Raw genomic sequence first — 21,212 nt, 5'->3', positions numbered from 1 at the left:
CCTCCCTGACCGAGGCTCAGGCCGCCAGCATGGGGTCGAGCTTGCCGGCGCTGTCCAGCGCATGAAGATCGTCGGAGCCGCCGACATGGATGCCGTTGATGAAAATCTGCGGGAAGGTGCGTCCGCCATTCGACCGCGCGATCATTTCCTCGCGCACGGCTGGCGCATTCGTCGCATCATGCTCCTCATAGGCAATGCCCTTCTTCTCGAGGAGCCGCTTGGCGGCGGAACAGTAGCTGCAGAATTGACGGGTATAGATAGTGACGGAAGCCATGGCCGATCCTGACGGGAAAGCGTCGCTTGAAGGAAGGGTCAAGGCAGAGGGCCTCACCAATCCTGCATCCGCGTGAACAACATGTGTCATATAGGATCCGGCAGCGCCCTTGCAAAGGTCAAAACCGTGATCTCGACGACCCCCGCCCGCCTGAGCGCCCGCGCGACGGCAGCCACCGTTGCACCGGTGGTGTAGACATCGTCGACCAGGATCACGCGCCGGCCGAAGAGATCTCCCTTGCCGGTTTCGGTCACGGTGAAGGCGCCACGGACATTGTCGGCGCGCTGCTGGGCGCCGAGGCCGATTTGCGGCTGGGTGCGGCGGGTGCGGGCGAGCGCCAGGGGCAGCATCGGCCGGCCGGTCTGGCGACCGATCGCGCGGGACAGTTCGGCTGCCTGGTTGAAGCGCCGCCGCCAGAGCCGCAGCGGATGCAGCGGCACGGGCAGGATAGCATCGGCCGCCTCGACATATCCCTCGCCTGCCCGCACCATCCAGGCGGCCATCATCGGTGCCAGATCGGTGCGGTCCTTGTATTTGAGCCCACGGACGAGATCGCGCACGACGCCCTGGTAGAGCGCCACCGAGCGCAGCCGGTCAAAGGGCGGCGGATGGGCGATCGCTTCCGCCGAGATCAGCGCTTCGCCGAGATTGTGCGAGAAGGGGGTCCCGAGCACCGGGCAGAAGGGCCGCTCGATGAAGCGGACGCTCCGCCAGCAGGCCGGGCAAAGCGCCGCATGCCGTCCCGTCAGGCGGCCGCAGCCGCGACAGACGGGCGGAAAGATCAGATCGCTGAAGGCCGATGCACCGCGCTTGGCACCGTCGGCAATCCGACGATACCAGCCCTCACTCTCGACCGGAGGCTCTGCCTGCTCCACATCCATGGCGTTGACTTGTCCCAGATGGCGCGCGATGGCATGCCACTCTAGGCGGAGGTCACGCGGTCCCGCAAGAAGAAGGAGCATGCCCGTGGACATCGTCTTTGATCAGGCGCTTGTCGAAGCGCGTCGTCTGAGGGCCCTGCGCGCCGGCGACGAAAAAGCGGCCTTCCTGCTCGACCTCGTGGCGACGGATCTGGCCGAACGGCTGGCGCTGGTGGAGCGGCACTTCGACGAAGCGGTGGAGCTGCACGGCTATACCGGCGCGACCGCCCGCGCCCTGCAGGCGACCGGCAAGGTCGGCACGCTGCGGCGCATTGAGATCGATCCGGCCTTCGCTGCACCGGGCGAAGAGGTGCTGGCCGCGCCGCTGGAACGGCTGCCGCTCGACCCGGCTTCGGTCAATCTCGTGGTCTCGCCGCTGTCCCTCCACCTGACCAACGACACGCCGGGCGTCTTCATCCAGGTGCGGCGCGCGCTGAAGCCGGATGGTCTGTTTCTGGCCGCGATTCCCGGCGCAGGGACGCTGCAGGAACTTCGCGAGGTGCTGCTCGAGGCGGAGAGCGAGGTGACGGGCGGTGCCGGTCCGCGCGTGGTGCCCTTCGCCGATGTGCGGGAGATGGGCGGCCTCCTGCAACGGGCGGGTTTTGCCCTGCCGGTCGCCGATTCCGAGACCTACACTGTGCGCTATGCCTCGCTCTTCTCGCTGATGAAGGATCTGCGGGCGATGGGCATGACCAACCCCCTCGCCGCCCGAAGCCGGAAGCCGCTGCCACGCGGCGTGTTCCTGCGCGCTGCCGAACTCTATGCCGAGCGTTTCGCCGATGCCGACGGGCGGATTCGCGCAACCTTCACGGTGATCTTCGTCTCCGGCTGGGCGCCGCATGAAAGCCAGCAAAAGCCGCTGAAGCCGGGCTCGGCCAAGGCGCGGCTCGCGGACGCGCTGAAGGTGCGCGACGATCCGCCGGAAGGATGAGCCGTCCGCTGACGTCAAGACCAATCCCGACGGCTACTTCCAGGCGTTCGCCATGACATCGGTGATGTAGGTGAACATATTGGTGAGCGCGGTCGAGAAATTGCCGAAGGCGACGATAATGACGACCGCGAGGAGTCCGCCGATCAGGCCGTATTCCACCGCCGTTGCGCCCGAGCGCGCCTTCAAGAGGCGGTTCATCAAAGCCTTCATGCCCTTCGCCCCCTTGCTCCTCGGCGCCAGCCGCCGCTTCGTCAATTCTGCCTTCAGCAGCCGCTCTTGCTGCCATCCCCATTGATCACGCAGACGGCGCCAGGCATCTCCTGCAGGACGCTGCGACGAAGCGTGTAGCGCTTGGTCTCTCCAGGGGCCGCCGGAATGGAGCCGGTCTGGATCGTGTCATAGTCGATCGGCGCATTGGCCAGCACTCGGCCGTCCGACTTCTGGGCCAGCATCGGCGTGAGAATCAGGGTCAGGGCGATGACGGCCGTGCCGAAGAGCAGCGCGAGGTTCAGGACGCCGGTGCTCTGACGCTGCGGCATGTCGATGTCCTTGTCCTGAACGGTGCGCCAGAAATCGTCGTTTGCCATGAGACCCTCTTACCATGCGCCTGCAATGGCGGCCCCCTGCTACGCCATTGCGCCGTTGCGCCACAATCGAACAGCATTGTGCCGCGGGGAGATAAACGATCCCTTAACGGGCGCCTCCCTTGGAAAGGATTCATCAGCCAGTATGTGGAAAATCAATGCTGTTGCGGACCTGCCACCGGAGGCGGCACGGGAGGCAAAACCTCGTCTAGAGCAGGTCGATCAAATGGGGGATCAGCGGCTCGTCGGCCGGCGGCATGGGATAGTCGCGCAGGCTGGTGGCGCGCACCCATTTCAGCGCCTGGCCCTCGCGCCCCTCAGGAATCCCCTCATAGCGCCGGCAGACATAGAGCGGCATCAACAGGTGAAAGGCCTCGTAGGAATGGCTGGCAAAGGTCAGCGGCGCCAGGCAATCGACCTTGGTCGTGATGCCGAGCTCCTCGTGCAATTCGCGGATCAGCGTCTGTTCCGGCGTTTCGCCAGCCTCCACCTTGCCGCCCGGAAACTCCCAGAGCCCGGCCATCGGCTTGCCTTCCGGTCGTTGGGCAATCAGCACCCGGCCATCGCTGTCGATCAGCGCACAGGCGGCCACGACGAGAATGCGGATGTCACGGGGCGGGGTCATGGGCGGCCTTCGGGCTGGCGGTAGAGATAACGATAGACTTCGCGGAAGCCGAGGCTTTCGTAAAGGGCACGGGCGGGCGCATTGGCTGCCTCGACGGCGAGCCAGGCCTGGCGCGCGCCCTTCAGCCGTCCCCATCGCAGGCAGGCGGTCAGGAGGGCGCTCCCGATCCCCGCACGGCGACGGGCGCCGTGTACCGCAACCTGGTTGATGCCGAGGAGATCATTGTCGTGAACGGCCATGGCCACAGCCGTCGGCCCGAAGCCCCGCTCCTCGAAGAGAAAGAGGCCGCATTCCGCCTTGATCGCTTCAAGGATCGACAGCAAGGCCGGCGCGCTGCTCTGCGGCTCTCCGCTGACGGCCAGCCGCGCCTCGACGAAGCGCTGAAGATCGCGCAGCGGCAGATGCTCCACCGTGTCGCCCGTTTCATGCGCCGGAATGTCGACGGTCATGACGATGCTCTCGGCGAAGCGCGACCAGCCGCCCGAATCGAGATGAGCAATCAGCGGCGGCGGTGTCAGCGGCGTCTGGCGCAGCGTCGGCGGCAGGCCGGTCTCTCTGAAGCGTCGGCTTGCTCGCTCGAGACGCCCTTCAAGGTCGGCGCTGTCGAAGGGGTCGAGCGGATTGATCGAGTTCAGCCGGCGGGAGGTGTGACCCCGCGTCAGCCGGATCAGCCAGCTGCCATCATACTGGCTCTCGGCCGCGGGCCAGGCACGGAATGCCACGGCTTCGAGCCGCCGGACCGCTGGCAGTGGAGGCGGCGAACTTTGCTCAGCCATCGTCGCCCCGTCAGCTCCGATAGTCGCCGTTGATCTCGACATAGGCCTTGGTCAGGTCGCAGGTGTAGACCGTCGCCGTCCCCGGCCCGAGGCCGAGCTCGACCTTGATGGCGATGTCTTCCTCCTTCATCACCGCGGAGGCAGCGGCTTCCGAATAGGACGGATCCCGCTCGCCATTGACGGCGACGCGGATGCCGCCGAACCAGATGGCGAGCCGGTCGCGATCGGCGCGTTCGCCGGCCTTGCCGACGGCCATGACGACCCGGCCCCAATTGGCATCCTCGCCGGCCACCGCCGTCTTGACCAGTGGCGAATTGGCGATCGACAGGCCGATCCGCTTGGCCGCGGCATCGCTTTCCGCCCCCTCGACGGTGATGGCCACCATCTTGCGCGCACCCTCCCCGTCCCGCACCACCTGCAGCGCAAGGTCGAAGAGGAGCGCATCGAGCGCCGCCTTGAAGCCGACAAGCGCCGGATCGCCTGCATCGGTGACGCGCGCCTGGCCATCGCCGGCCGCCGCACCCGTGGCGAACAGCATCAGCGTGTCGGAGGTCGAGGTGTCGCTGTCGACCGTGATCGAATTGAAGGAGGGGCCGACGCCGGCCGAAAGCAGCGCCTGCAGTGCCTGCGGCGCGATGTCGGCATCGGTGACGACGAAGGAGAGCATGGTCGCCATGTCCGGGGCAATCATGCCCGCACCCTTGGCGATGCCGTTGATCGTGACCGGGACGCCGCCGATCTCGGCACTGCGGGTTGCGACCTTCGGATAGGTGTCGGTGGTCATGATGGCCTTGGCGGCCTCGAACCAAAAATCCTCGGTCGCCCGCGTCGTCATGTCGCCGAGGACGCCGGAAAACTTGGTGGCATCGAGCGGTTCGCCGATGACGCCGGTGGAGGCGAGGAAGATCTCCGAGGTGGCACAGCCCACCGCTTCGGCCGCCTTGTCCGCCGTCAGCTCCGTCGCGGCGCGGCCCTTGACGCCTGTGAAGGCATTGGCATTGCCGGAATTGACGACGACGGCCCGCGCCACCCCGCCGGCCAGGTTCTTTCGGCAGAAATCGACAGGGGCCGAGGGGCAGAGCGAACGGGTGAAGACACCGGCGACCGCCGCCGGCTCATCGAACACCATCATCAGCACATCCGTCCGGTTCCGATATTTAATGCCGGCCTCCGCAGTGGCCATGCGCACGCCGCGCAGCGGCGGCATTTCGGCGAAGGTCTTCGGGGCGAGCGGGGAAACGGCGTCGGACATGAGCGAGATCCGGAAAATGTCGGGAAGGGATGAAAAATCCCGGAAGCGGGCTCCCGGGATCAGCAATGTTCTAGACCGGTCCGTGTCACGGCATCGTGACAGGAGAAGGCTTAGTTCGCGCCGCCTTCAGCCTCGGCCTTGTTGGCCTCGTCATAGGCCTTCTTCAGTGCCGGATCGGTGATTTCGACCGACGACCCCTGCTTGGCGGAGGCAAGAAGGGCGAGATACTTGTCGCGCATCACCAGCTGCTTGACCTGCGGCTCGACCTGGTCGAGCGGCGGCGGCGGCTGCAGGCGCTTGTCCTCGAGGAGGATGACATGATAGCCGAACTGCGACTTGACCGGCGTCGTCGTGTACTTGCCCTTCTCGAGCGCGAAGGCTGCTTCTGAGAATTCCGGCACCATGCGGTCCTTGGTGAAATAGCCGAGATCGCCGCCGTCATCCTTGTTCGGATCGGTCGACTTTTCCTTGGCGAGCGTGGCGAAATCCTTGCCGCCATCGAGCTCCTTGATGATCGCCTTGGCTTCATCCTCGGTCTTGACGAGGATATGGCGGGCCTTCACCTCTTCCTGCGGCTTGATCGCGGCGACTTCCTTGTCGTAGCGCGACTTCACCTCGTCGGCCGACACGGCCTCGACGACATGCTTCTTAAAGAAGGCGTTGTGCAGCTCGCGATCGTTGAGATAGGCGAGGCGCTTCTTGAAGTCGGCGTCGTTCTGGAGGCCTTCCTTCTCGGCATCCTTGGCGAGCAGCTTCACGTCGACCAGGCCGGACAGGGCGGCGGCGCGCTTCTGGTCGTCGGGCAGCTGTGCCAGCTGCGGGTCGAGCGAGCCGATGGCCAGGTCCAGTTCGGACTTGAGGATCTCTGCATCGCCCACCTTGGCGACGACCGGATCGGCGGCATCCTGCGCCAGGACGGGGCCGGCGAGCGCCATCACTGCGGTCAGCGCGACGGCTGCGAGCAGTCTGTTCTTCAACATTCCTCTAAAACCTTTCGAGATCGAGTTTCCGTGCCACCCGTTGCGGGCCGGGCCGCCGCTTCGAAACCACCAGATTGTGGCCGTTCTTTAGCCTTGAGCGGCCGGCTTTTCAGGGTCTTGTCGGGCCGGAACTCCCGTTGACATCAATCGACCCCCCTCTTATCTGTCACGCAACCTCGCGTCCAGAACAAGATCAGGGCGTTTTAGCGCATGTGGCGGGATTGACGGAACGCGCGCGAAACGTCGACGGCACAGATGAAAGGACCATGCAGATGGTCAGTCTCGGCGGTTTCGCCCGCAAGCTTTTCGGCTCCTCCAACGATCGCCGCGTCAAAGGGTATAAGACCAGAGTCCAGGCCATCGGCGCCCTGGAGCCGGAAATCGCCGCTCTCAGCGACGAGGCGCTGGCCCATAAGACGGTGGAGTTCCGCGCGGAGCTGGCGGCGGGCAAGACGCTCGACGACCTGCTGGTGCCGGCCTTCGCCGTGGTGCGCGAGGCGGCCCGCCGGACGCTCGGCCTGCGGCCTTTCGACGTCCAGCTGATCGGCGGCATGATCCTCCACGAGCGCGCCATCGCGGAAATGAAGACCGGCGAAGGCAAGACGCTGGTCGCCACCCTGCCCGTCTATCTGAATGCGCTGGCCGGCAAGGGCGTGCATGTCGTCACCGTCAACGACTATCTGGCGCGGCGCGACTCCGCGACGATGGACCGCATCTATTCCTTCCTTGGCATGACGACCGGCGTGATCGTCCATGGTCTGAGCGACGACGAGCGCCGCCAGGCCTATGCCTGCGACATCACCTATGCCACCAACAACGAGCTCGGCTTCGACTATCTGCGCGACAACATGAAGTATGAGCGCGGTCAGATGGTCCAGCGCGGCCATTTCTTTGCGATCGTCGATGAGGTGGACTCGATCCTCGTCGACGAGGCGCGCACGCCGTTGATCATCTCCGGCCCGCTCGACGACCGTTCCGAACTCTATCAGACCATTGATACCTTCATTCCGCGCCTGGATGCGGAAGATTACGAGATCGACGAGAAGCAGCGCTCGGCCAACTTCTCCGAAGTCGGCACCGAGAAGCTCGAGAACCTGCTGCGCGATGCCGGCCTGCTCAAGGGCGAGTCTCTTTATGACGTCGAGAACGTCGCGATCGTCCACCATGTGAACAATGCGCTGAAAGCCCATAAGCTCTTCCAGCGCGACAAGGATTACATCGTCCGCAACGACGAGATCGTCATCATCGACGAGTTCACCGGCCGCATGATGCCCGGCCGCCGTTACTCGGAAGGCCAGCACCAGGCGCTGGAAGCCAAGGAAAAGGTAACGATCCAGCCTGAGAACCAGACGCTCGCCTCGATCACCTTCCAGAACTATTTCCGCATGTACGAAAAGCTCGGCGGCATGACCGGCACGGCCTCGACGGAAGCGGAAGAGTTCGGCAACATCTACGGCCTCGAGGTCGTCGAAGTGCCGACCAACCTGCCGATCCGCCGTATCGACGACCATGACGAGGTCTACCGGACCGTCGAGGAGAAGTTCAAGGCGATCGTCGAGGAGATCCGCCAGGCGCGCGACCGCAACCAGCCGGTCCTTGTCGGCACGACCTCGATCGAGAAGTCGGAAATGCTGGCCGCGCTTTTGAAGCGCGAAGGCTTCACCGACTTCCAGGTGTTGAACGCCCGCTACCATGAGCAGGAGGCCTATATCGTCTCGCAGGCCGGCGTTCCCGGCGCCGTGACGATCGCCACCAACATGGCCGGCCGCGGCACCGACATTCAGCTCGGCGGCAATGTGGACATGCGGCTTGAGGCTGAGCTCGCCGAATTGGAACCGGGCCCGGAACGCGAGGCGCGCGAAGCGGCCATCCGTGCAGAGATCGCCGCGCTGAAGGAGCAGGCGCTCGCTGCCGGCGGCCTGTATGTCCTCGCCACCGAGCGGCATGAGAGCCGGCGCATCGACAACCAGCTGCGCGGCCGCTCCGGCCGTCAGGGCGACCCGGGCCGCTCCAAGTTCTACCTGTCGCTGCAGGACGACCTGATGCGCATCTTCGGATCGGACCGCATGGATTCGATGCTGCAGAAGCTGGGTCTGAAGGAAGGCGAAGCGATCGTCCATCCCTGGATCAACAAGGCGCTCGAGCGCGCGCAGAAGAAGGTCGAAGCCCGCAACTTCGACACGCGCAAGAACCTTCTGAAATATGACGACGTGCTCAACGACCAGCGCAAGGTGATCTTCGAGCAGCGCATCGAGATGATGGATGCCGTCGATGTCTCGGAAACCGTGGCCGACATGCGCCATGAGGTGATCGAGGACATCGTGGCGCGCCGGATTCCCGAAAAGGCCTATGCCGAGCAGTGGGATGTCGAGGGGCTGACCACCGACGTCCGCGAGCAGCTGAACCTCGACCTGCCGATCGCCGCCTGGGCGGCTGAGGAAGGCATCGACGAGAACGACATTCGCACGCGCATCACCGAAGCCGCCGACCAGGCGGCGGCCGATCGCGCCGAGCGCTTCGGCCCGGAGATCATGCGCTATGTCGAGCGCTCGGTCGTACTGCAGACGCTCGACCACCTGTGGCGCGAGCATATCGTCAACCTCGACCATCTGCGCTCGGTCATCCACTTCCGCGGCTATGCCCAGCGCGACCCGCTGCAGGAATACAAGGGCGAGGCCTTCGAGCTCTTCCAGGCGCTGCTCGGCAATCTGCGCCAGGCCGTGACGTCGCAGCTGATGCGGGTGGAGCTGGTGCGCGAAGCCGCCCAGGCCCCGGAGCCGGTGCCGCCGGCAATGGTCGGCCATCACCTCGACGCGACGACCGGCGAGGACGATTTCGACGACGGCTCGACGCCGCGCCGCGACCCGGCCAATCCCGCGACCTGGGGCCATGTCTCGCGCAACGAGCTCTGCCCCTGCGGCTCCGGCAAGAAGTACAAGCATTGCCACGGCGCCTTCGAGACGACCGAGGTCTGATCGCGAGATCGGGCGGAGCGAAGCTCCGCCCGCAGCCTGCCTGCGCCGCCCAATCCCGAACGAATTCTTAACTCCGCCCTGCTACCGCTTGTCTTCTGGTTGTGCGTCCAGAGCGGGTCGAAGTCTGTGTTCATTGCAGCGTGTCAGACGGCGGGGCGAGCCCTGCCGCCGGGTTTGAGAAACCGGGTCCTGCCGCACTTAAGCCGGCTGGAGCCGCTGCTCGTCAGCGCCGATCCGAAATATCTTGCCCAGCGCATGGCGCTGGTCGCCTTCGCCATCCGCATCATCAACGCCGCCATCGCCTTCGTCTCGCAGATCATCCTCGCGCGGCTGATGGGCGGTTTCGAATATGGGATCTATGTCTTCGTCTGGGTCCTGGCGGTGCTGTTCGGCAACCTCTCCTGCCTCGGCTTCCACACCGCCGTCATCCGCTTCCTGCCGCAGTATCATGCCCGCGATGCCCTGGCCGAAATCCGCGGGCTGACCCTGACCGTGCGGGTCTTCGCGCTCATCTCGGCGAGCACGCTCGCCGGCCTCGGCCTACTCGGCCTCTGGTTCTTCGGCGGTTTCATCGAGGGCTACTATCTGGTGCCCCTCTTCCTCGGCATCATCTGCCTGCCGATGATCGCGCTCGGCGATGTCATGGATGGGACGTCGCGCGCGCACAGCTGGGCGGTCTCGGCGCTGAGCCCCACCTATATCATCCGGCCGCTGCTGATCCTCGGCGCCATGGTCGGCGCGGTTGCGCTCGGCTTCGCGCCCACCGCCGAAACGGCGATGGCAGCCTGCATCCTTGCAACCTATTGCACCAGCGTCGGCCAGTTCCTGATCCTTACCCGCCGGCTGGGCCGCCGCTATCAGGCCGGGCCGCGCCGTATCGAGTTCAGAAGCTGGATCCGCGTCGCCCTGCCGATCTTCCTCATCGAAGGTTTCGGCTTCCTGCTCACCAATTCGGACGTGGTCGTCGTCGGCCTTTATCTCGAGCCCGACAAGGTGGCGATCTATTTCGCGGCCGCCAAGACGATGGCGCTCGTGCATTTCGTGCTCTTCTCGGTCAAGGCGGCGGCCGGCCCGCGCTTCTCCGCCGCCATGGCCAGCGCCGACCGGACTGAGCTCGCCACGATCGCCGTCGAAAGCGCACGCTGGTCCTTCTGGCCGTCGCTCATGGTCGGCGGCAGCGTGCTCCTGGCGGGCAAGCTGCTGTTGTCGCTGTTCGGCCCGACCTTTACGGAGGGCTATCCGCTGATGGCGATCCTGCTGGCCGGCATCCTCGCCAAGGCCTTTGTCGGGCCCGGCGAGGCGTTTCTCACCATGGCCGGGCAGCAATCGCTCTGCGTCAAGCTTTATGCCGGGGCGCTTGCCGCCAATCTTCTTCTGAATGCCCTGCTCATCCCGCTCTTCGGCCTGGCCGGCGCTGCTGCTGCAACGGCTGGCGCCATGGTCGCCGAAGCCCTTCTCCTCCACGTCGCCGTACGGCGCACCTTCGGCATCGTGCTGCACGCCTTTGCCAAGCCCCGCTTCATCGCGCCCGGCGCCTTGCCGCGCCGGTCGCAGCTGGCAGGCGGCGACCACAGACCCACCGCGGAGTCCGCGCCATGAGATCTGGCACCCCCCATTACCCGACCGACAGCAATGTCCGCCCCTCGCCGCTGCCGCGCATGCCGCGCTTTGCCGAACATCGCGATGCCGAAGCGATCATCCCCGTCGGCCGTTCGGGTCGCGAGCTCTGCCTCTATCCGGCCCAGGCCGGCTATGATCTGCAGCAGGAACTCGATTTCCTTTCCAACCGCGTGTTGGAACCGAATGTCTTCTTCTCCGGCCGCTTCCTGGCGCCTGCCATGCCGCGGCTCGAGGATCGCGTCGTGCGCCTGGCGCTGGTGCGCGACCGCACGCCGAGCCGCAGCCGCATCCGGCTCTTGATGCCCTTCTCGATCGAGCGGCCGGGTTTTTCGATCGGCGCATCGATCCTGCGCGTCTGGTCCAACCCCTTCGGGCCGCTCGGCACGCCGCTGCTGGATGCGGAAGACGCGGCCGAGACGCTCGACAATCTTTTCGACGGGCTCGGCCAGACGGATACGGGCCTGCCAGGCGTGCTCGTTCTTCCCGATCTTCGGCTGAACGGCAGCTTCGCGCAGCTTGCCCGCGCGGTTGCCATCAGCCGCAATCTCCCCATCACCGTGACGGACACCTATCGCCGGCCGATGCTCGACAGCCATCTCGATGGCGATGGCTATCTGCGCGGTGCGATCAGCGCCGGACATCGGCGTGAACTGCGCCGGCAGTGGAAGGGGCTCTCCGCCTATGGCGATCTGCGCTACGGCGTCGCCCGCAGCCCGGACGAGATCCGGCTGCGCATGGAGGAGTTCCTGACACTCGAGGCGCTCGGCTGGAAGGGCAAGCAGCGGACCGCTTTGGTCATGGACCGCTTCCGGGCCGCCTTCGCCCGCGAGGCGATCACCAATCTCGCCGATGCCGATGGCGTGCGTATCCACACCATCGACCTTGATGGAGTGGCCATCGCGTCGATGATCGTGTTCCTGATGGGCGGAGAGGCCTATACCTGGAAAACGACCTATGACGAGACCTATGCCCGCTTTTCGCCCGGCAAGCTGCTGATGGCCGAGCTGACCGAATGGCATCTCGACGACACCAATATTATGCGCACCGATTCCTGCACGCAGGACGACCATCCGGTGATGAGCCGCTTCTGGACGGAGCGGGAGAAGATGGGCACGCTGGTGATCGGCCTGCAGGCCAATCGCGACCGCGACATGCGCCAGGCCGCCGCGCAGCTGCACCTCTACCGCAACACCCGCGCCATGGCGAAGATGCTGCGCGACAAGATCCGCTCCTTCGCTCCGCGCGGGCTGCGATAGCGGCCCTGCACCGGGGCGACGCTCACCGTGCCTCGCCCAGGGCTTCCGCGCGCGCCTCATCGCGCAGCAATCGACGGATGATCTTGCCCGAGGTGGTAAGCGGCAGACTGTCCACGAAGGCGATCTCGCGCGGATATTCATGCATGGAGAGCCGTGCCTTCACATGGGCGGCGAGCTCTTGCTTCAGCGCCTCGTCGGGCACGACGCCGTCCACGAGAACGACATAGGCCTTGACGATTTCGGTGCGCAGCCTGTCGGGCTTGCCGACCACGGCGGCCATGGCGACCGATTCATGGCCGACCAGGCAATCCTCTACCTCGCTCGGGCCGATGCGATAGCCGGATGAGGTGATCACATCGTCGTCGCGGCCGAAAAAGGTTACATAGCCTTCCTCATCCATCACGCCCTGGTCGCCGGTCGTCATCCACTCGCCGATGAACTTGGCGGCCGTGGCCGCCTCCTGCTTCCAATAGCCGAGGAACATCACCGGATCCGGGCGGCGGACGGCCACCTGGCCGGGCTCTCCAGGTCCCAGCGGCCGCCCGTCGTGATCGATGATCGCCACCTGATGGCCGGGCGCGGCCTTGCCCATCGAGCCCGGCTTCAGCACGCCCCAGGCTGAGCCCGAGGAGAGCACGATGTTGCACTCCGTCTGGCCGTAGAACTCGTTGACCGGCACGCCGAGCGCGGCACTGGCCTGCTCATAGGTCTCGCGCCCCAGGGCTTCACCGGCCGCGCCGACGCTGCGCAGATCGAAGGCATAGCGGGATTTCGGATCCTCCACCGCCGCCATCAGCCGCAGCGCCGTCGGTGGAATGAAGGCATTGCGCACCTGCATGGTCTCGATGATGCGGAACGCCATGTCGGGATCGAATTTCTGCGCAGGCGAGGACACGACCGGGACGCCGAAAGTGAGCGACGGCAACAGCGCATTGAGGAGCCCACCTGCCCAGGCCCAGTCGGCCGGCGTCCACATCCGGTCGCCCGGCTGCGGGAAGCCGCCATGGTGGAACTGGAACCCCGGCAGGTGACCGAGCAACACGCGGTGCCCGTGCAACGCGCCCTTCGGGGGGCCGGTGGTGCCGGAGGTGTAGATCATCAGCGCCGGATCGTCCGGGCCGGTATCGGCGGCGCGAAACCCCTCCCTTGCGCCTTCCGCCAGCGCCTCGAAGGCTTCGGTGTTCTCTCCCGTAGCGCCCGCCAAAATGACGTGGCGCAGCTTCGGCAGGCTCGCCCGCAGGGCGGCGATCCTCTGATAGCCGAAGCCGTTGGTGATAATCGCCGCCACGCCGGCATCGCGCAGGCGAAACTCCAGCGCCTCGACGCCGAAGAGCAGCGCCAGCGGGACCGCGATCGCCCCGCGCTTATAAATGCCCGCATGGGCGATGGCCGCTTCGAACCCCTGCGGCAGGAGAATGGCGACCCGATCTCCAGGCTGGATGCCGAGGGCGGCGAGACCGGCCGCAAAGCGCGACGATGACCGGGCGAAAGCGCCGAATGTCAAACTGCGGTGCGCGCCCTGCGGATCGAAATGCTGAAGGCAGATCCGATCCGGTTCGCGGGCCGCCCAGACATCGCTGACGGCCGTGCCGATGTTGAAGCGGGCCGGGATCTCCCAGCGAAAGTCCCGGATCAGCGCGTCATAAGTGGGTCGGTCAGGCAGCATCGGTGATCCGCGAACTTCATGCTGCAGCAGCTAACACTCCGTCCCCGGCAAGATCAAATTTTTCGCACTGCCACGGCGGATCAGGCCGGGCTCAACTCCCCACCGGTCGACAACGCCGCGCGCAGCGCCTCCTGGGTTCGGTACCCGGCCCAGAAGAGGTCGATGGCGGCGCCGGCGATGCCGAGACCAGCCTGGCTGCGAAGCGTGATGCTGCGCTCGGCGCAGAGGGAGAGAACAGCCGCCTCGACGATCTCGACCTCGGACTGGGGCGGGCTGAAGGGTTCTAAGCGCGACATGGACGACCTTTCTGCACGATGTGATGGCAGGGAAAGCAGGAACGGCGCCGCGCTGTTCCATAGCGCAGCGCCGTGTCTCCTTTCGGCCTTAACATTTGCCTTCGTCTTGCATGATTTCGGTACGCCTCTGCCCGATCGGCTGTCTGTTGGCTCTTGCGTTTACCCGACCTTTAGACTTCTTCGGCATGATCCACTTACGCGCGGTAAGTCTTGCGTCCGCGCACCCCCCTTGGCTCATGCAGCCTGGACACGGCCTCCTCGGCGCCCACGCCCCCCCCCAGCTTTCCTGCCTGATCGCCAACGCCAAACGGCGCGCCGTTGCCGACGCGCCGTGTGAAAATTCGTGGACCGAGAGCGGTTAGAGCGCCTTTTCGAGCTCCGGCAGGATCTCGAAGATGTCACCGACCAGGCCGTAATCCGCCACCTGGAAGATTGGTGCTTCCTCGTCCTTGTTAATGGCAACGATCACCTTGGAGTCCTTCATGCCGGCCAGGTGCTGGATCGCGCCGGAAATGCCGCAGGCAATATAGAGCTGCGGGGCGACCACCTTGCCGGTCTGGCCCACCTGCCAGTCGTTCGGCGCATAGCCCGCATCGACCGCCGCGCGGGAAGCGCCGACGGCAGCGCCGAGCTTGTCGGCGAGCGGCAGGATGACCTCCTGGAACTTCTCCGACGAGCCGAGCGCACGGCCGCCGGAAACGATGATCTTGGCCGAGGTCAGTTCCGGTCGGTCGGAGGAGGAAAGCGCATCCGAAACGTGGCTCGACAGCGACGCACCGGCAGGCACGGAAACCGCTTCGACTGCCGCCTGGCCACCATCCGCGGCCGGTGCGAAGCCGGCGGTGCGAACGGTGATCACCTTCTTGGCATCGCTCGACTGCACGGTCTGGATGGCATTGCCGGCATAGATCGGCCGCTTGAACGTATCGGCGGAGACGACCTCGACGATTTCGGAGATCTGTGCGACGTCGAGCAAGGCAGCCACGCGCGGCAGCACATTCTTGCCGAGCGAGGTGGCCGGCGCCAGGATGACGTCATAGGAGCCGGCGAGCGACAGGATGAGATCGGCGAGCGGCTCGGCGAGACCATGGCCAAGGGCTTCGCCTTCCGCCGTCAGCACCTTGGACACGCCGGCGAGCGTCGCGCCATGGGCGGCGGCGGCGTCGAGACCGGTCCCGGCCAGAAGCAGATGGATCTCGCCGCCGATCGCGCCGGCAGCGGTGATTGCGCGAGCGGTCTGGTCGGAAACGGTGCTGGCATCGTGGTCAGCCAGAACGAGAATGGCCATGATCGATTTCCTCATCTTGGCGCCTGGGGCCATCGGCCCGCCGGGTCGCCTGTCTTAACGTCTGTTTCGAATGCGCGGCTTGGGCGAAGGATAACCCTGCCTCAAAGCACGCCGGCTTCGGTCTTCAGCTTCTCGACCAGTTCGGCCACGGACTTGACCTTGACGCCTGCCTGGCGGCCGGCTGGCTCTTCGGTCTTCAAGACCTTCAGTCGCGGGCTGGTGTCGACGCCGAAATCGGCCGGGCTCTTCTTGTCGAGCGGCTTCTTCTTGGCCTTCATGATGTTGGGCAACGAGGCATAGCGCGGCTCGTTCAGTCGCAGGTCAGTGGTGACGACGGCCGGCAGGCTGATTTCGATCGTCTGCAGACCGCCATCGACCTCGCGCGTGACGGTGGCCTTGTCGGCGCCGAGCTCGACCTTGGAGGCAAAGGTGCCCTGGCTCCAGCCAAGCAGGGCTGCCAGCATCTGGCCGGTCTGGTTGCTGTCGTCGTCAATCGCCTGCTTGCCGACGATGATCAGGCCCGGCTTCTCGACCTCCGCAACGCCCTTGACGATCTTGGCGACGGCGAGCGGCTCGACCGCCTCGTCGGTCTCGACCAGGATCGCCCGGTCGGCGCCCATCGCAAGCGCGGTGCGCAACGTTTCCTCCGCCTTGGCCGGGCCGATCGAGACGACGACGACCTCCTCGGCCTTGCCCGCTTCCTTCAGACGAAGCGCCTCCTCGACCGAGATCTCGTCGAAGGGGTTCATCGACATTTTGACATTGGCAAGCTCAACGCCCGTGCCATCCGGCTTCACGCGGATCTTGACGTTGTAATCGACGACCCTCTTGACGGTCACGAGAATTTTCATGGGATAGCGTTCCTCTCAATCAGTCCGGAGACCATGCTCCATCACCGGCAGGGCCGATTGTCGGTTGGCGACATGGATACGCGTTTTCGCTCCAAATTCAATCGCCGCGACCGACCCTCCCCGGTCCGTACGATGCCGACTGACGTTGACGTACACGTCATTCGAAGGACGATCAAGTGCGCCTGGCGAGGCGCTCTGTCGCAGCGTCGCGAAACTCCCGCATGGCGGGATAGCGCCTTGCAAGGCGACCGTGCGCTTAACTTCGGTCGTCCTTGCTAGAAAAGGACCGGCTGGAGAGCGCGCGAGGCCCCCAAGGACCCGGTGCGGGGCGGCCGGTATCGATCACGGACAGCGGCGTGACCAGGCGGCGGTCGAGCAGTGGGACCTCGCGGCGGCGAAGCAGGAAGACCAGGCCAAGGCCGGTGACGATGCCGCCAACATGGGCGCCCCAGGAGACATCGGCCGTCGGATCGACGACCAACATATAGAATTGCTGGCCGATCCAGAACAGCAGGGGCACGAAGGCCGGCAGCGGCAGCGGGATGCGGAAAAACACCAGCACCCAGACGCGGACCCGCGGATGCAGCACCAGATAGGCCGCGACGACACCGGAGACCGCACCCGAAGCGCCGATCAGCGGCGCCTGGGACTCCGGGTTGAGCAGACCATGGAAGAGCGCACCCGCGGCGGCCGACAGCAGGTAGAACAGGAGGAAGCGGACATGGCCCAGCGCATCTTCGACATTGTCGCCGAAGACCCAGAGGAACAGCATATTCGTGCCGACATGCCAGATGTCGCCATGCAGGAAGGCATAGGTGAGAAAGGTGGCCGGCTCCGGAATGACGGCCAGGTCCGGCGCGAGCGTCGCGTCGCCGAAGATGAGCGCCGGCACATAGCCGAAGCGGAGCAGATCCATATTCGCCTGCATCTCGCTCACGACGGGCGGCCCGGTCAGGACGAAGACGGTGATGTTCACGAGGATGATCGCGATCGTCACATATTGCAGACGGATGTGCTTCAGCGTGTTCGCATCATGCAGCGGAATGAACACTCGCATCTCCCTTGCACAGGCATGATCCGGGCGACCGCCCTCGCCTAGCGGTTCTGGCCCGGCACCCAGAGGATGTCCGCCCGACCCCGGTCATTGGCGAAGCGGGCCGCCACGAAGAGAAAGTCCGACAGGCGGTTGACATATTCGAGTGCCGGCGTGCCGACATGCTCGCCCTCTGTATGCGCCAGCGCTACCATCAGCCGCTCCGCCCGCCGTGCGATGGTGCGCGCCAGATGGAGATGGGCAGCGGCGGGGCTGCCGCCCGGCAGCACGAAGGAGCGCAGCGGATCGAGTTCGCCGTTCAGCTGGTCGATCTCGGCCTCGAGCCGCAGCACCTGGGCCGGAACGATGCGCAGCGGCGGGAAGGCAAGCGTCTCGCCCGTATCCGGCGTCGAGAGATCAGCACCGAGATCGAAGAGATCGTTCTGGATCCGCATCAGCATGCCATCGAGGATGGGATCGGCCGCCGTCGAGAGCCGCGCCGTGCCGATCGCCGAATTGGTCTCGTCCACCGTGCCGTAGCTTTCGACGCGCAGGTCGTTCTTCAGCCGGCGCGGGCCGGACGTCAGGCCCGTGGTGCCGTCGTCGCCGGTGCGGGTGTAGATCCGGTTCAGGCGCACCATCTCAGCGGCCTCCGCCAGTGATCCATAGTGTCAGCATAATGAGCGCGATGGCAATCGCCTGCAGCAGCACGCGCGCCTGCATCAGCTTGTTCGACGTGTTGCCGCTGCCGCCCTTCGCCATATGGAAGAGCCCGCGGATCAGAACGATCACGACGAGGCCCATGACGAGAAGGGTCAGGCCGGTGAGAAAGGAATTCATTGGCGATGTCCGATTTGATCGAGGTCAGCCGAGCCGGCCGATGATGCGGTAGAAGAGGGCTGCCGGCAGGAGCTTCTTGAGAAGTACGCCCTGCTTGGCCGGTTGGGTCACGATATAATGCGGTTTCGGCGATTTTGCCGTCAGCGCCTGTTTGAGCGCCGCATAGACGGCCTCCGGACCCAGCTTGCCGCGGGCCGGCCCGCTCTCGCCGCGCAGGCGTCGCAGCTGCCGGGCATATTCCTCGCGGTGGACGGAGTTCTCAACATCGATATGTCGCTCGACCGAGGCCAGAGCATTGGCGGTGAAGCGCGAGGCGATTGGCCCGGGTTCGATCAGGCTGACGCCGATGCCGGTGCCGGCAAGCTCCATGCGCAAGGTCAGCGTCAGCCCTTCGAGCGCGAATTTCGAGGCATTATAGGCACCGCGCCAACGATAGGGCACGATGCCGAGGATCGAGGAGCACTGGACGATCCGCCCATGGCGCTGGGCGCGCATCACGGGAACCACCCGGCGGGTGAGATCGTGCCAGCCGATGACATTGGTCTCGAGCTGCAGCCGCAGCGCCTCCACCGGCAGGTCCTCGACCGCCCCGGCCTGGCCATAGGCACCGTTGTTGAACAGCGCATCGAGCTGACCGCCGGTGCGCGCTAGCACTTCGGCCACCAGCCGCTCGATCGACTCGGCCTGCGTGTAATCCATGAGGAAGGTTTCGATGCCATCGGCTTCCAGAGAGGCCCGGTCTTCCTCGCGGCGCACGGTGGCGAAGACCCGCCAGCCATCCCGCTTGAGCGCCCGCGCCGAATAGGCGCCGATGCCCGAGGAGCAGCCGGTGACGATGATCGAGGGGCGGTCTGCCATGCGCGGCTCGCTGCTGACTTGCGGGAGTGGAAAAGAAGGCGAGCTTTCCCATATTCGAGGGAATGTGACAATCTGCCATTGCGGTCTGTCCGTAAGCCGTCCTTGAAGCTTCTCGATACCATTGATCATCGTCGACCGAGGAAACCGGATGCCGTCCTATCTGAGCGTGGCCTGGAAGGTGGTCTTCGATGCGATCTGGCACTTCAGCGACGATGACGGCTGGGCGATGGCGAGCCATGTGGCGCTCTCCTCGCTGCTCGCCGTCTTCCCCTTCCTGATCTTCGGCACGGCGCTCGGCAGCTTCCTTGGCGCCGACCAGTTCGCCGAAACGGCGGTGCACCTGATCTTCGACACCTGGCCGCCATCGATCGCCCGGCCGCTGGCCGACGAGATCGTGCAGGTGCTGACCATCCCGCGCGGCGGCCTTCTGACCCTTTCGGTGCTCGCGGCCGCCTATTTCGCCTCGAATGGGGTGGAGGCGCTGCGCGTCTCGCTCAATCGCGCCTATCGCGTCGCCGAAAGCCGGGCCTGGTACATGACGCGGCTGGCGAGCCTCGGCTTCGTGCTGGCGGGCACGATCGTGCTCGCTTCCGTCAGCATCCTGCTGGTCGTGGTGCCGCTGGCGCTCCGCTATGCCGACCGATGGCTGCCCTGGCTCGACGAATTGCTGGCTGTCGTCGACAATTGGAGCGCGGCGCTGGCCCTGGTCGTGCTGACCGCGGGCCTCATCATCTCACATCTCTATCTGCCCGATGGCCGGCGCAAGATCATGGACGTGCTGCCGGGCGTGGTGGTGACGCTGATCGCCTGGTCGATCGGCGCCTATGCCTTCGCCTCCTATCTCTCGACCTTCGCCAATTACGTCTCGACCTATGCCGGCCTCGCCTCGATCATGATCGTGCTGGTCTTCCTCTACATGGCCGGCGCGATCTTCATCATCGGGGCGGAGATCAATGCGGCGATCATGAAATACAAGGTCAAGCGGATGGTGATCAGCCATTTCCGCGGGACGCGCGCAACGCCGCCCGCACCGGCCGAAGAGAAGGCGGCGGACGAGGTGGCCGAAGTGGCGGTCGCCAAGGCGCAGGATGCCGAACTAGCCGAGAAGGAAGCGGCGAAGCTCGGCCGCTGAACGGCCGGAAAGCCGCCACGCCGTCAGGCCAGTGTCTCCCTGGCTCTTGGAAAGCTTGCGGCCGTGGGCGTCGAGCAGCAGACGATGATGATGATAGAGCGGAACCGGCAGGCCGAGCAGCACCTGCAGCAGGCGGTGGACGGATGTCGCGTGAAAGAGATCGCGCCCGCGGACCACATGGGAGACGCCCTGTAGCGCATCATCCACCACCACCGACAGATGATAGCTCGACGGTGCGTCCGGCCGCGAGAGGATGACATCGCCCCAGGCCTCGGGCGCAGCGACGATCTCGCCGGTCTGCCCGCCCGGCCCCTCCCCGCTTTCGCTCCAGGCGAGTGCGATGCCGACCGCAGTCACCGCCTTCGCCATATCGAGCCGCCAGGCATGCTGGCGGCCAGTCGCAAGCGCGGCCGCTCTTTGCGCAGAATTCCAGTCCCGTTCCGGTCCCGGGTAGAGCGGCGCGCCATCCGGATCGCGCGGCCAGCTGGCGCCGGCACTCTCGACTTGCGCGACCCGAGCCTTGATCTCGCCGCGCGACAGAAAGGCGGGATAGACGAGTCCGGCCGATTGCAGCGTGCTGAAAGCCCGATCATAGGCGTCCAGATGCTCGGACTGGCGGCGCACGGGCCGCTCATAGGCAAAGCCCAGCCAGTCGAGATCCGCCTTGAGCGCCGTCTCGAATTCCGGCCGGCACCGCGCCGGGTCGATATCCTCGATCCGCAGCAACAACCTTCCGCCAATCTCGGCTGCGCGGCTCTCATTGATCAGCGCCGACAGGGCATGGCCGAGATGAAGCGGCCCGTTGGGGCTTGGCGCGAAGCGAAAGACGGGGCGGGAGGGGGCATCCGGCATAGGCCATGTTTCGCACAGGGCGACGAGGGCCAAAAGAGGGTGATGCTCACCTCAAAGCCGACAACCATTAAATTAGGTCTTCTTAAAATTCCCCGTTGATCGCGCTATGATCAGCCATGGATGGCAAAAGCAGATGTTCCGCGCCAGCCGGGGCCTCGGGGTCGATGCGCCTTCCAGACCTGGGAACAAGGCCATGCCATCGA

The 21,212-nt window shown here is 65.4% G+C and carries 22 protein-coding genes; 5 read left to right on the top strand and 17 right to left on the bottom strand.

What is annotated here, in order from left to right; translation table 11 throughout:
- Nucleotides 1-16: 16 nt before the first annotated feature.
- Both grxC and ACLE20_RS08745 read right to left on the bottom strand, forming a co-directional pair.
- Nucleotides 17-274, bottom strand: a complete 258-nt coding sequence (grxC, locus tag ACLE20_RS08750; RefSeq protein ID WP_410939872.1) for a glutaredoxin 3 — start codon at nt 272-274, stop codon at nt 17-19.
- A gap of 86 nt (nt 275-360) precedes the next feature.
- On the bottom strand, nt 361-1,236 hold the full coding sequence (locus tag ACLE20_RS08745; RefSeq protein WP_410939871.1) for a ComF family protein: 876 nt from the start codon (nt 1,234-1,236) through the stop codon (nt 361-363).
- A 4-nt stretch (nt 1,237-1,240) separates the two neighbouring features.
- Here ACLE20_RS08745 and ACLE20_RS08740 point away from each other — a divergent pair, with 4 nt between their 5' ends.
- Nucleotides 1,241-2,125: a methyltransferase domain-containing protein gene (locus ACLE20_RS08740; protein WP_410939870.1), complete on the top strand. Its 885-nt coding sequence runs from the start codon at nt 1,241-1,243 to the stop codon at nt 2,123-2,125.
- A gap of 33 nt (nt 2,126-2,158) precedes the next feature.
- On the opposite strand, the gene ACLE20_RS08735 is transcribed toward ACLE20_RS08740, so the two are convergent.
- From ACLE20_RS08735 to ACLE20_RS08710, 6 genes are all read right to left on the bottom strand, one after another.
- Nucleotides 2,159-2,335 (bottom strand): Flp family type IVb pilin, encoded by a 177-nt coding sequence (locus tag ACLE20_RS08735; RefSeq protein WP_410939869.1) that lies wholly within the window; start codon nt 2,333-2,335, stop codon nt 2,159-2,161.
- Between the two features lie 53 nt (nt 2,336-2,388).
- A complete protein-coding gene (locus tag ACLE20_RS08730) occupies nt 2,389-2,712 on the bottom strand; it encodes a hypothetical protein (RefSeq protein ID WP_410939868.1) in 324 nt (107 codons plus the stop codon).
- Nucleotides 2,713-2,917: 205 nt separating this feature from the next.
- Nucleotides 2,918-3,334, bottom strand: a complete 417-nt coding sequence (gene mutT, locus ACLE20_RS08725) for an 8-oxo-dGTP diphosphatase MutT (RefSeq protein ID WP_410939867.1) — start codon at nt 3,332-3,334, stop codon at nt 2,918-2,920.
- Nucleotides 3,331-4,152: a GNAT family N-acetyltransferase gene (locus ACLE20_RS08720; protein ID WP_410939866.1), complete on the bottom strand. Its 822-nt coding sequence runs from the start codon at nt 4,150-4,152 to the stop codon at nt 3,331-3,333. The genes mutT and ACLE20_RS08720 overlap by 4 nt, the downstream gene beginning before the upstream one ends.
- Nucleotides 4,121-5,362, bottom strand: a complete 1,242-nt coding sequence (gene argJ / locus ACLE20_RS08715; protein WP_410939865.1) for a bifunctional glutamate N-acetyltransferase/amino-acid acetyltransferase ArgJ — start codon at nt 5,360-5,362, stop codon at nt 4,121-4,123. The genes ACLE20_RS08720 and argJ overlap by 32 nt, the downstream gene beginning before the upstream one ends.
- Nucleotides 5,363-5,472: 110 nt before the next feature.
- Nucleotides 5,473-6,342, bottom strand: a complete 870-nt coding sequence (locus ACLE20_RS08710) for a peptidylprolyl isomerase (RefSeq protein WP_410939864.1) — start codon at nt 6,340-6,342, stop codon at nt 5,473-5,475.
- Between the two features lie 272 nt (nt 6,343-6,614).
- Between ACLE20_RS08710 and secA the strand changes: the two genes are divergently transcribed.
- The 3 genes from secA (at nt 6,615) to ACLE20_RS08695 (ending at nt 12,193) form a co-directional block, all read left to right on the top strand.
- Nucleotides 6,615-9,317 (top strand): preprotein translocase subunit SecA, encoded by a 2,703-nt coding sequence (secA, locus tag ACLE20_RS08705; protein WP_410939863.1) that lies wholly within the window; start codon nt 6,615-6,617, stop codon nt 9,315-9,317.
- A gap of 132 nt (nt 9,318-9,449) precedes the next feature.
- Nucleotides 9,450-10,916, top strand: coding sequence for a lipopolysaccharide biosynthesis protein (locus tag ACLE20_RS08700; RefSeq protein WP_410939910.1), 1,467 nt, complete (start codon nt 9,450-9,452; stop codon nt 10,914-10,916).
- Between the two features lie 59 nt (nt 10,917-10,975).
- Complete coding sequence (locus ACLE20_RS08695; protein WP_410939909.1) at nt 10,976-12,193, top strand: GNAT family N-acetyltransferase; 1,218 nt, start codon at nt 10,976-10,978, stop codon at nt 12,191-12,193.
- 22 nt (nt 12,194-12,215) lie between these two features.
- Here the strand turns inward: ACLE20_RS08695 and ACLE20_RS08690 are convergent, their stop codons facing one another.
- The 8 genes from ACLE20_RS08690 to ACLE20_RS08655 all read right to left on the bottom strand — a co-directional run bounded on the left by ACLE20_RS08690 (nt 12,216) and on the right by ACLE20_RS08655 (nt 19,025).
- Complete coding sequence (locus ACLE20_RS08690) at nt 12,216-13,859, bottom strand: AMP-binding protein (RefSeq protein ID WP_410939862.1); 1,644 nt, start codon at nt 13,857-13,859, stop codon at nt 12,216-12,218.
- An 80-nt stretch (nt 13,860-13,939) separates the two neighbouring features.
- Nucleotides 13,940-14,155: a hypothetical protein gene (locus ACLE20_RS08685; protein WP_410939861.1), complete on the bottom strand. Its 216-nt coding sequence runs from the start codon at nt 14,153-14,155 to the stop codon at nt 13,940-13,942.
- 358 nt (nt 14,156-14,513) lie between these two features.
- Nucleotides 14,514-15,443, bottom strand: coding sequence for an electron transfer flavoprotein subunit alpha/FixB family protein (locus ACLE20_RS08680; RefSeq protein ID WP_410939860.1), 930 nt, complete (start codon nt 15,441-15,443; stop codon nt 14,514-14,516).
- Between the two features lie 101 nt (nt 15,444-15,544).
- A complete protein-coding gene (locus ACLE20_RS08675) occupies nt 15,545-16,294 on the bottom strand; it encodes an electron transfer flavoprotein subunit beta/FixA family protein (protein WP_410939859.1) in 750 nt (249 codons plus the stop codon).
- A gap of 256 nt (nt 16,295-16,550) precedes the next feature.
- The gene (locus tag ACLE20_RS08670) at nt 16,551-17,345 is read right to left on the bottom strand and encodes a rhomboid family intramembrane serine protease (protein ID WP_410939858.1); all 795 of its coding nucleotides are present in this window, start codon (nt 17,343-17,345) and stop codon (nt 16,551-16,553) included.
- A 44-nt stretch (nt 17,346-17,389) separates the two neighbouring features.
- Nucleotides 17,390-17,968, bottom strand: a complete 579-nt coding sequence (locus ACLE20_RS08665; RefSeq protein WP_410939857.1) for a cob(I)yrinic acid a,c-diamide adenosyltransferase — start codon at nt 17,966-17,968, stop codon at nt 17,390-17,392.
- A 1-nt stretch (nt 17,969) separates the two neighbouring features.
- Nucleotides 17,970-18,167, bottom strand: a complete 198-nt coding sequence (locus tag ACLE20_RS08660; RefSeq protein WP_410939856.1) for a twin transmembrane helix small protein — start codon at nt 18,165-18,167, stop codon at nt 17,970-17,972.
- 24 nt (nt 18,168-18,191) lie between these two features.
- Nucleotides 18,192-19,025: an SDR family oxidoreductase gene (locus ACLE20_RS08655; RefSeq protein WP_410939855.1), complete on the bottom strand. Its 834-nt coding sequence runs from the start codon at nt 19,023-19,025 to the stop codon at nt 18,192-18,194.
- 148 nt (nt 19,026-19,173) lie between these two features.
- Between ACLE20_RS08655 and ACLE20_RS08650 the strand changes: the two genes are divergently transcribed.
- Nucleotides 19,174-20,157, top strand: a complete 984-nt coding sequence (locus ACLE20_RS08650; protein ID WP_410939854.1) for a YihY/virulence factor BrkB family protein — start codon at nt 19,174-19,176, stop codon at nt 20,155-20,157.
- Here the strand turns inward: ACLE20_RS08650 and gluQRS are convergent.
- The gene (gene gluQRS / locus ACLE20_RS08645; protein WP_410939853.1) at nt 20,122-21,009 is read right to left on the bottom strand and encodes a tRNA glutamyl-Q(34) synthetase GluQRS; all 888 of its coding nucleotides are present in this window, start codon (nt 21,007-21,009) and stop codon (nt 20,122-20,124) included. The two genes, ACLE20_RS08650 and gluQRS, sit on opposite strands and share 36 nt — an antisense overlap.
- Between the last annotated feature and the right edge of the window lie 203 nt (nt 21,010-21,212).

It is taken from the genome of Rhizobium sp. YIM 134829 (assembly GCF_046546455.1).
Note: the sequence above shows the minus strand (reverse complement) of the source record. Positions and strands in the feature narration are given on the sequence as shown.